Source organism: Nonomuraea sp. KM90, from assembly GCF_052246675.1.
In the GTDB taxonomy this organism is placed as follows: Bacteria; Actinomycetota; Actinomycetes; order Streptosporangiales; family Streptosporangiaceae; genus Nonomuraea.
The window spans coordinates 21,839-29,994 of the sequence record NZ_JBQQCB010000124.1 but is presented as its reverse complement, the minus strand read 5'-3'; the positions used below and the strand labels follow the sequence as shown (position 1 = coordinate 29,994).

Annotated in this window: 6 protein-coding genes; 5 read left to right on the top strand and 1 reads right to left on the bottom strand. The window is 71.8% G+C overall.

All coding sequences use genetic code 11. The features are described 5' to 3' along the window. The 5 genes from ACTWPW_RS52735 to ltaE form a co-directional block, all read left to right on the top strand. Nucleotides 1-3,092 (top strand): serine hydrolase (locus ACTWPW_RS52735; RefSeq protein ID WP_443173379.1); only part of this gene is annotated, 3,092 nt, incomplete at its 5' end. Beyond that, nucleotides 3,089-4,606, top strand: a complete 1,518-nt coding sequence (locus ACTWPW_RS52730; RefSeq protein ID WP_443173378.1) for an argininosuccinate lyase — start codon at nucleotides 3,089-3,091, stop codon at nucleotides 4,604-4,606. The genes ACTWPW_RS52735 and ACTWPW_RS52730, both read left to right, overlap by 4 nt. Next, nucleotides 4,606-5,637 carry a cysteine synthase family protein gene (locus ACTWPW_RS52725; RefSeq protein ID WP_375119298.1) on the top strand — a complete coding sequence of 344 codons (1,032 nt, stop codon included), beginning with the start codon at nucleotides 4,606-4,608 and terminating at the stop codon, nucleotides 5,635-5,637. The genes ACTWPW_RS52730 and ACTWPW_RS52725 overlap by 1 nt, the downstream gene beginning before the upstream one ends. Continuing rightward, nucleotides 5,628-6,851, top strand: a complete 1,224-nt coding sequence (locus tag ACTWPW_RS52720; protein ID WP_443173377.1) for an ATP-grasp domain-containing protein — start codon at nucleotides 5,628-5,630, stop codon at nucleotides 6,849-6,851. Before ACTWPW_RS52725 ends, ACTWPW_RS52720 begins: the two co-directional genes overlap by 10 nt. Next, nucleotides 6,835-7,902 (top strand): low-specificity L-threonine aldolase, encoded by a 1,068-nt coding sequence (ltaE, locus tag ACTWPW_RS52715; protein ID WP_375119296.1) that lies wholly within the window; start codon nucleotides 6,835-6,837, stop codon nucleotides 7,900-7,902. The genes ACTWPW_RS52720 and ltaE overlap by 17 nt, the downstream gene beginning before the upstream one ends. Here ltaE and ACTWPW_RS52710 read toward each other — a convergent pair. Beyond that, nucleotides 7,872-8,120 (bottom strand): hypothetical protein, encoded by a 249-nt coding sequence (locus tag ACTWPW_RS52710; RefSeq protein ID WP_375119295.1) that lies wholly within the window; start codon nucleotides 8,118-8,120, stop codon nucleotides 7,872-7,874. The two genes, ltaE and ACTWPW_RS52710, sit on opposite strands and share 31 nt — an antisense overlap. Nucleotides 8,121-8,156: the final 36 nt, after the last annotated feature.

The window sequence follows — 8,156 nt, the reverse complement described above, 5'->3', positions numbered from 1 at the left end:
CGAACACGACCATGTACGTGCTGGACCGCCATCTCAACCCGGTCCCGCCCGGCGCGATCGGCGAGCTGTACATCGGCGGAGCCGGGGTGGCCCGAGGCTATCTGGGACGGCCAGGACTGACGGCCGAGAAGTTCCTGCCCGACCCGTTCAGTGCCGAGCCGGGATCCCGCTTCTACCGCACCGGCGATCTGGCCCGGTTCCGCCCTGACGGGAACCTGGAGTTCCTCGGCCGGATCGACCACCAGGTGAAGGTGCGCGGCTACCGCATCGAGCTGGGCGAGATCGAGGCACGCCTGTTGCTGCACCCGCGCATCTCCCAGGCGGTCGCGGCCGTGCACCAGACAGGTTCCGGCCACAGGCAGCTGATCGCCTACGTCGTCCCCGCGACGGGCGAACCCGGCCCCGAGGAACTACGGGCCTTCCTGGGCGAGGCGCTGCCGGACTACATGATCCCCAGCACGGTCATCACGTTGGAGGAGATGCCGCTGACCAGCGCGGGCAAGGTCGATCGCAGGCTCCTCCCGGATCCCGCTCCGCCGGCCGCCCGTCACGCAGCGCCCACCACCGCCACCGAGGCACTGCTCGTCGACCTGTGGGAGCAGGTGCTGGGCGTGACAGGGATCGGCACCGGAGACAACTTCTTCGATCTGGGCGGCGACTCCATCCTCACCATCACCCTCGCCGGCCTGGCTCGCCGGCACGGTCTCCATCTCGCCCCGCGCCACGTCCTCCACCACCAGACCGTGGCCGACCTCGCCCCCGTCCTTACCACGGAGACCACGCCGGCGCCCGTCGCGGATCAGGGCCCCGTCACCGGTCCGGTGCCGATGACGCCCATCCAGCACTGGTTCACCGGCCAGCGGCTCAGGCACGCGCACTACAACCAGTCCATGCTCGTCCACTGCCCCGCCGAGGTGGATCTCGACCTGCTCCGGCAGGCACTGGACACGCTGATCCGCCACCACGACGCGCTGCGGCTCCGCCTCGTCCGCGACGAGCGGGGCTGGCACTGCCACCTGGCCGAGCACGACGCCGTGGCGCTGATCCACGCTGCCGAAGGGGACCTGGGTCGGATCGCCGACCAGGCTCACGCCGGTATCGATCTGGCCGAGGGGCCGCTGCTCAAGGCGATACACTCCGCCGCCGGCGAGAGCCTGTTGCTCATCGTCCATCACCTGGCCTGCGACACAGTCTCCTGGGACATCCTCCTGGAGGACCTGGCCACCGCCTACACCCAGTTGGCCGCGGGCGACCCGGTGTCGCTGCCCGCCAAGACGTCCTCCTACAAACAGTGGGCGGAAACCCTCCGGACCTACGCGGCATCCGACCGCCTGGCCGAAGAGCTCCCCTACTGGCTGGCCCCGCGCCCGGCCGTCCCGTTACCGCTCGACCCAGGCGAGATCGGCTCGGCCGCGATCGTCGAGGCCGAACTCCCCGAGGACGCGACCCGCCGCCTGCTCCACGACGTTCCGCGCCTGCACCGGGCCAGGGTCCACGAGGTGCTGCTCGCCGCGCTCGCCAGGACGGTCGCCGAACGCTGCGGCGGCGACTCGGCCCTGATCGACGTCGAGGGCCACGGCCGCGAAGCGGTCAGCGACACGCTCGACCTGTCGCGGACCGTCGGCTGGTTCACCGCCTACCACCCGGCATACCTGGTCCTGGACGACCCCGCCGACCCGGCGCGGACCCTGGAGGCGGTCAAGGGCCAGCTGCGGGCCGTGCCGTACCAGGGAGTGGGCCACTCGATCGCCCGCCACCTGCACCCCGACGAGGACGTACGGCGGCGCCTGGCGATCCCCGCGCAGGTCTGTTTCAACTACCAGGGCAGGCGCGCACGCCCGGCGGGCGACGCCCTGTTCGCCCCGCTCGGGGAGGCGCCGGGCACGCCGCGCGATCCGGCGGGTCTGCGCTCCCACGCGATCGAGGTCGAGGCCGAGATCACCGACGGCCGGCTGCGCACGCAGTGGACAGGACCCCCGGAGGAGGTCGGCCACCTGGCGGAACGCTTCCTGCACCACCTGCGGGCGCTCATCGACGCCGAGCCGCGCAGGAGCGTCCCCCAGGTGAGCCACCTGCGTGCCGGGTCGCCCGCGCTGCTGCTGCCGATGGCCCGCCACCACGTGCCCGGGGTGAGCATCGCCTTCTTCGACGACGGGGAGCTGAAGGAGACCCGCTGCCATGGCATGGCCGGGCCGGATCGCCCGGTCGCGCAGGACACCGTCTTCCCCGGCGGGTCGGCCAGCAAGCACGTCACCGCGCTCGCCGTGCTCCGGCTCGCCCAGGACGGCCTGCTCGGCCTGGACGCCGACGTCAACACCTATCTGACGACCTGGCGGCTGACAGGCGGGCCGGTCACGGTGCGGCAGCTGCTCGGCCACACCGCGGGCCTGACCTACGCCGAGTACCCGGGATACCCGCCGGGCTCGCCCGTGCCCACGCTCGGCGACATCCTCGACGGGCGCCCGCCGTCCGCCACCGGCCCGATCCGGGTGGAGCACCCGCCGGGCACCCGCTACCGGTACTCGGGCCACCACTACACGGTCCTGCAGCAGGCGCTCACCGACCTCGCCCGCGAGCCGTTCCCCGACCTGATGCGGCGCCTGGTCCTGCGGCCGCTCGGCATGGCCGACACCCACTTCACGCCCGCGGCCTACCCGGCGCACCGGATCGCGATCGGCCACCACGCCGACGGCACGCCCGGCGACGACCACCTGCGCGTCAGCCCTGAGGCCGCCGCGGCGGGCATCTGGACCACCGCCACCGACCTGGCCCGTGCCGAACTGGAGATCCAGCGCGCGCTGACCGGGCGGCCCACCGCCTTCCTCAGCCGCTGGTCGGCAGAGCAGTTGGTGACGCCGGGGCCCGGCACACGGCACGGGCTCGGCACGTTCGTCTACGGCGAGGGCGAGAACCGGTGGTTCGGGCACGGCGGCGAGTTCCCCGGATACGAGCAGCTCTCGATCGTCTTCACCGAGCGCGACCAGGGGCTGGTCGTGATGACCAACTCCGCCGCCGGGGGCGCCTTCCTGACCGAACTGCTGGCCGAGATCGCGCCCGACGCTGTTTTCACACACGAGGAGGTGCGCGGGTGAGCGGTGTATCAGCGGAGTCTCTCAGCGGGCGGATCGAAGCGGGCCCCGACCGGCTGCTGCACGAGGAGATCCTGGAGCCGCAGTTCAGGTACGAGGTCGCCCACCTGCTGCCCTGGTACGTCGAGGCCGAGAAGGTGCTCGTCCTGGAGTACCTGCGGATGGGCCTCGTCACCGCCGGTGAGGCGGCCTGCCTGCGGAACGCACTCGATGACGTGACCGCCGAGAAGCTGACGGCCGACCGGTCGGCCAACATGTCCGACATCGTCTTCGCGATCGAGAAGCACGTCCTCGGCGCGCTGACCGAGCCCATCCCCGCATGGCACCTCGACCGCAGCCGCAACGACCTGCAGGCCTGCGCGCAACTGCTGTTCGGCAGGGCGGAACTGGCCGGCACCGCGGAGAGCCTGACGCGGTGCGTCCGCGCCGCCCACGCGCTCGCGCTGCGCAACCTTGACCTGGTCATGCCCGGCTACACGCACCTGCAGCCCGCTCAGATCACCACGCCGGGCCACTACCTCGCCGCACTGTCGGAGCACCTGATCCACTCCTCGCGGCGGCTACTGGACACCTACGACGACATCGACACCTGCCCCTTGGGCGCGGGCGCGATGACAGGCCCCCACCTGCCCTGGGACCGCGAGCGCATCGCGGAGCTGCTCGGGTTCGCACGCGCGTGGTCGCACCCTCTCGTGGCGGTCGCCTCACGCACGTGGGTGCTGCAGGTCGCGGCCGAGTGTTCGACGTTCGGCGTGGTCCTCGGCAGGTTCGTCACCGACCTGATGGCCTGGACCAGCGACGCGTACGGCTTCGCCGACCTCCCCGACGAGCTGGCGGGCATCTCCTCCGCGATGCCGCACAAACGCAACTTCCCCGTGCTGGAACGCGTCCGCGCCCGCGCCGCTCACCTCACCGGGTGGTACGTCGACGCCGCGCTGTGCCAGCGGGCCACGCCGTTCGCCAACTCCGTGGAGGTGTCGAAGGAGGGCGGGGCTCACGTGGCCGACATCTTCGGTACCACCCGGTCCGTGCTCTCGCTGATGACCGCCGCGCTCGGGCGGATGACCTTCTCCGAGTCACGGATGCGGGCCGTCTGCGAGGACCGCTACCTCGGCGGGACCCTGCTCGCGAACCGGCTCACGCTCGTGGCCGACGTGCCGAGCAGGGCCGCTCAGGTCATCTCGGGGTCCTACATCGCCTCGGCGGTCAAGACGGGACGCCCGCCGGGCGAGCCCGATCCCGACCTGCTGGTCGACATGGCCGCGCGGCGCGGGTACCCGCTTCGGCAGGCCCAGGCCGCCGCGGTCCTCGGCGACGCGCTGAGTCCCAGCCTGGAACACCGCCGCGGGCACGTGGGCTCGCCGCATCCGCAGGCGGTGCGCAGGATCATCGAGGAACAGTCGGCGGCGATGGACCGGCTCGAGGAGCAGTGGCGGCAGCGCCGTACGACGGTGCGCGGAGCACGGCACGCGGTCGACGACCTGTTCCAGGCAGAGACCGGGCAGGGAGGTCACTGATGCGCTATCGGGATGTGATCGACGCCGTGGGACACACGCCGCTGGTGGCCATGCGGCTGGGCAGGGAACGCGGCGTCGAGGTGTTCGCCAAGCTTGAACTGCAGAACCTGTACGGCATGAAGGACAGGGTGGCCAAGCAGGTGATCCTGGAGGCCAGGCGCTCGGGCGAACTCCAGGCGGGCGCCCCGATCGTGGAGAGCTCCTCCGGCACCATGGCGCTGGGCATCGCCATGGTCGGCACCATGCTGGGCCACGAGGTGCACATCGTCACGGACCCGCGCATCGACCCGCTCACCCTCGCCAAGATCCAGATGCTCGGCTGTGAGGTGCACATCGTCCAGTCGATGTCACGCCACGGCTGGCAGAGCGCCCGGCTGGAACGGCTGGCGGCCCTGCTCGACACGCTGCCGGGCGTGTTCTGGCCACGCCAGTACAGCAATCCGCAGAATCCGGCCGCCTACCGTGCCCTGGCCGGCGAGCTGCTCGACGATCTCGGCCGCCTCGACATCCTGGTGGGCTCCGTCGGCAGCGGCGGCTCCCTCTGCGGCACCACGAGAGCCCTTCGCGAGCGCGTGCCGGACCTGCGCGCCGTCGCCGTCGACTGCGTCGGGAGCGTCCTGTTCGGCCAGCCGGACGACCCCCGGCGCAAGCAGAGCGGGCTCGGCAACAGCCTCATGCCGGACAACCTCGACCACTCCCTGATCGACGAGATCCACTGGCTCAACGACAGGGAGGCCTTCACCGGCGCGCGAGAGCTGGCGCGGGAACAGCAGATCTTCGCGGGCAACACCTCGGGATCGGTGTACCGCGTCCTGCGCCACCTGGCCGAGGCGGCGCCGCGAGGGTCCAGGATCGTCGGCATCATGCCCGACAGGGGTGACCGCTACCGCGACAGCGTCTACGACGACGACTACTGGAAGGCCCACGGCCTGTACGACATGACGGAGTCGGAGCGACCGGTCCGCGTCGGCCCCGGTCAGGTCGTGACCGGGTGGTCGTACACGGTCCAGGAAGGCCGGCCATGCGGCTGATCTTCGTCGAGTCGAACACGACCGGCACCGGCATGCGGGCACTGCGCTCGGCGAGGGAGCTGGGCCTGGATCCGGTGCTCCTGGCCCATGACACCAGCCGGTATGCCGGGCTCGCCGAGGCGGGCGCCGAGGTGGTGGCATGCGACACCAACAGCCGGTCGGCCCTGCACGCCGCCGTGTCCGCCCACCCGCGCGGCTCACTGGCGGGAATCACCACCACGAGCGAGTTCTACCTGGAAGCGGCGGCCTGGCTGGCGGAGCGCCACGGGTTGCCCGGCAACACCCCCGGCTCGATCCGCGACTGCCGCGACAAGGCACGCTTCAGACGTGTGATGGCGGCAGCGGGAGTGCCGCAACCCCGCTTCGCCGTCGTGAGCACCGAGCACCAGACCGAAGCGGCGATCGACGCGGTCGGCCTGCCCTGCGTCGTCAAGCCGGTGGACGACTCGGGCTCGCACAACGTCAAGGTGTGCACCCGTCCGCAGGACGCGGTGTCGCACGTGCGGACCATCCTCGCGCTGCGCACCAACGTCCGTGGACAGCAGGCCGCCCGGCACGCGCTCGTCGAGGAGTACGTCGACGGGCCGGAGGTCAGCGTCGAGATGTTCGGCACCGCAGACGGCGTCCGCTGCGTCGGGGTGGTGGAGCGGGAGCTGTTCGGCCTGCCGTACCGCGTGGAGGCGCAGCACATCTACCCGGGCGCGCGGCAGGAGCCGATCGAGGCGGTGGCGCGTCGGGTGCTCCGGGCGACGGGAGCGCAGTGGGGCGCCACGCATCTCGAACTGAAGCTGACCGAGGACGGCGTCCGCGTGATCGAGCTCAACGCGCGGCCCGCCGGCGGCATGATCCCCGAGCTGATCCGCCTCGTCGACGGGCAGGATCTCGTCGGCCAGCAGCTCAGGCTCGCCGCAGGCCTGCCGGTACGGCTGGCGCCCAGGCGGACCGGCCACGCCGGCATCAGGTTCCTGGCGGTGACACGGCCGGGCGTGCTGCGTCACGCGCGGGGCGTCGAAGCCGCGGCCGGCGTGCCCGGCGTCAAGGAGGTTCTGGTGAGCGCGCGTCCCGGTCAGCAGGTGCGACCACCACGCAGTTCCTACGACCGCCTGGGGCACGTGATCGCCCACGCGGCCACGCGCGAGGAACTGCTGCGAGCGCTCGGCACGGCGTGCGAACTGATCGATTTCGGCGAGGAGATCCATGATCGAGCTTCGTAGCGACACCTTCACCACCCCGACCGAGCAGATGCGGGCGGCGATGGCATCGGCGCCGGTCGGGGACGACGTCTACGGCGAGGACCCGACGGTGCGAAGGCTGGAGGAACTGGCCGCAGAACGGGTGGGCAAGCCCGCCGCCTGCCTGATGCCCAGCGGCACCATGGCCAACCTGAGTGCGATCATGTCGTGGGCGCCCCGCGGCTCCAAGATCATCGTGGACGCCGAGTCCGACATCTACCTCTACGAGGCCGGCGGCGCGTCGGTGTGCGCGGGCGTCGCCTACGCGCCCGTGCGCAGCGACGCCGCCGGCCGCATGTCCCTGGCGGACGTGGCCGCCGAGTTCCCCGACGACCCCGAAGATCCGCAGTTCGCCAGGCCCGCCCTGCTCTGCCTGGAGAACACCCACAACCGCAGCGGCGGGACGGCGCTGCCGCTGGACCACCTGGCGGAGCTGCGTCACCTCGCCCGCGAGCGCGGCCTGCCCGTGCACCTGGACGGGGCCCGGGTCTTCAACGCCGCCCTGGCGCTCGGGGTCGGGGCCGCGGACGTGGCGGCTCACTGCGATTCGCTGCAGTTCTGCCTGTCCAAAGGGCTGTCGGCACCGGTGGGCTCGATGCTCGCGGGCCCGGCGGAGTTCATCGCCAGGGCGCGTTTCGCCAGGAAACTGCTCGGCGGCGGCATGCGGCAGGCGGGCGTGGTGGCGGCGGCGGGGATCGTCGCGCTGGAGACGATGGTCGCCAGGCTGGCCGACGATCACGCCAACGCCGCCCGCCTGGCCCGCGGGCTGGCCGCGATTCCCGGCGTGGAGGTGGTCGGCCGGCCTGCGACGAACATCGTGATGTTCCGGGTTTCAGGCGCTGATCAGGGGCACGCCTCGTTCCTGCGGGCGGCCAGGGCGGGCGGGGTGGCGATGGCGGAACTCGGACACGGGAGGGTGCGCGCGGTGACCCACGCCGACGTGTCCGCGGACGACATCGACCGAGCCCTGACCATCATCTCCCGGACGGTGCGGCACGCCTGTCAACCCCACTGGGCCAGGAGCTTGTCGTAGTCGAGGGTTTCCGGCTTGCCGCGTTCGTCGGCGAGCTTGGGCGCCGGCGCCCCCGGCTGGTCGAACCAGTATTGGGCATCCCGCTCAGGGTTCAACTTCGGCGCGCAGTTGCCGCCGTAGCCCCGGCGCTCCAGGCGGGCGAGGATGTCGTCCTGCTGTTTGGCCAGGTTGTCCATGGACTGCTGGGCGGTCGTCTCACCGGTGACCGCGGTGGCCACGTTCTGCCACCACAGCTGGGCCAGCTTGGGGTAGTC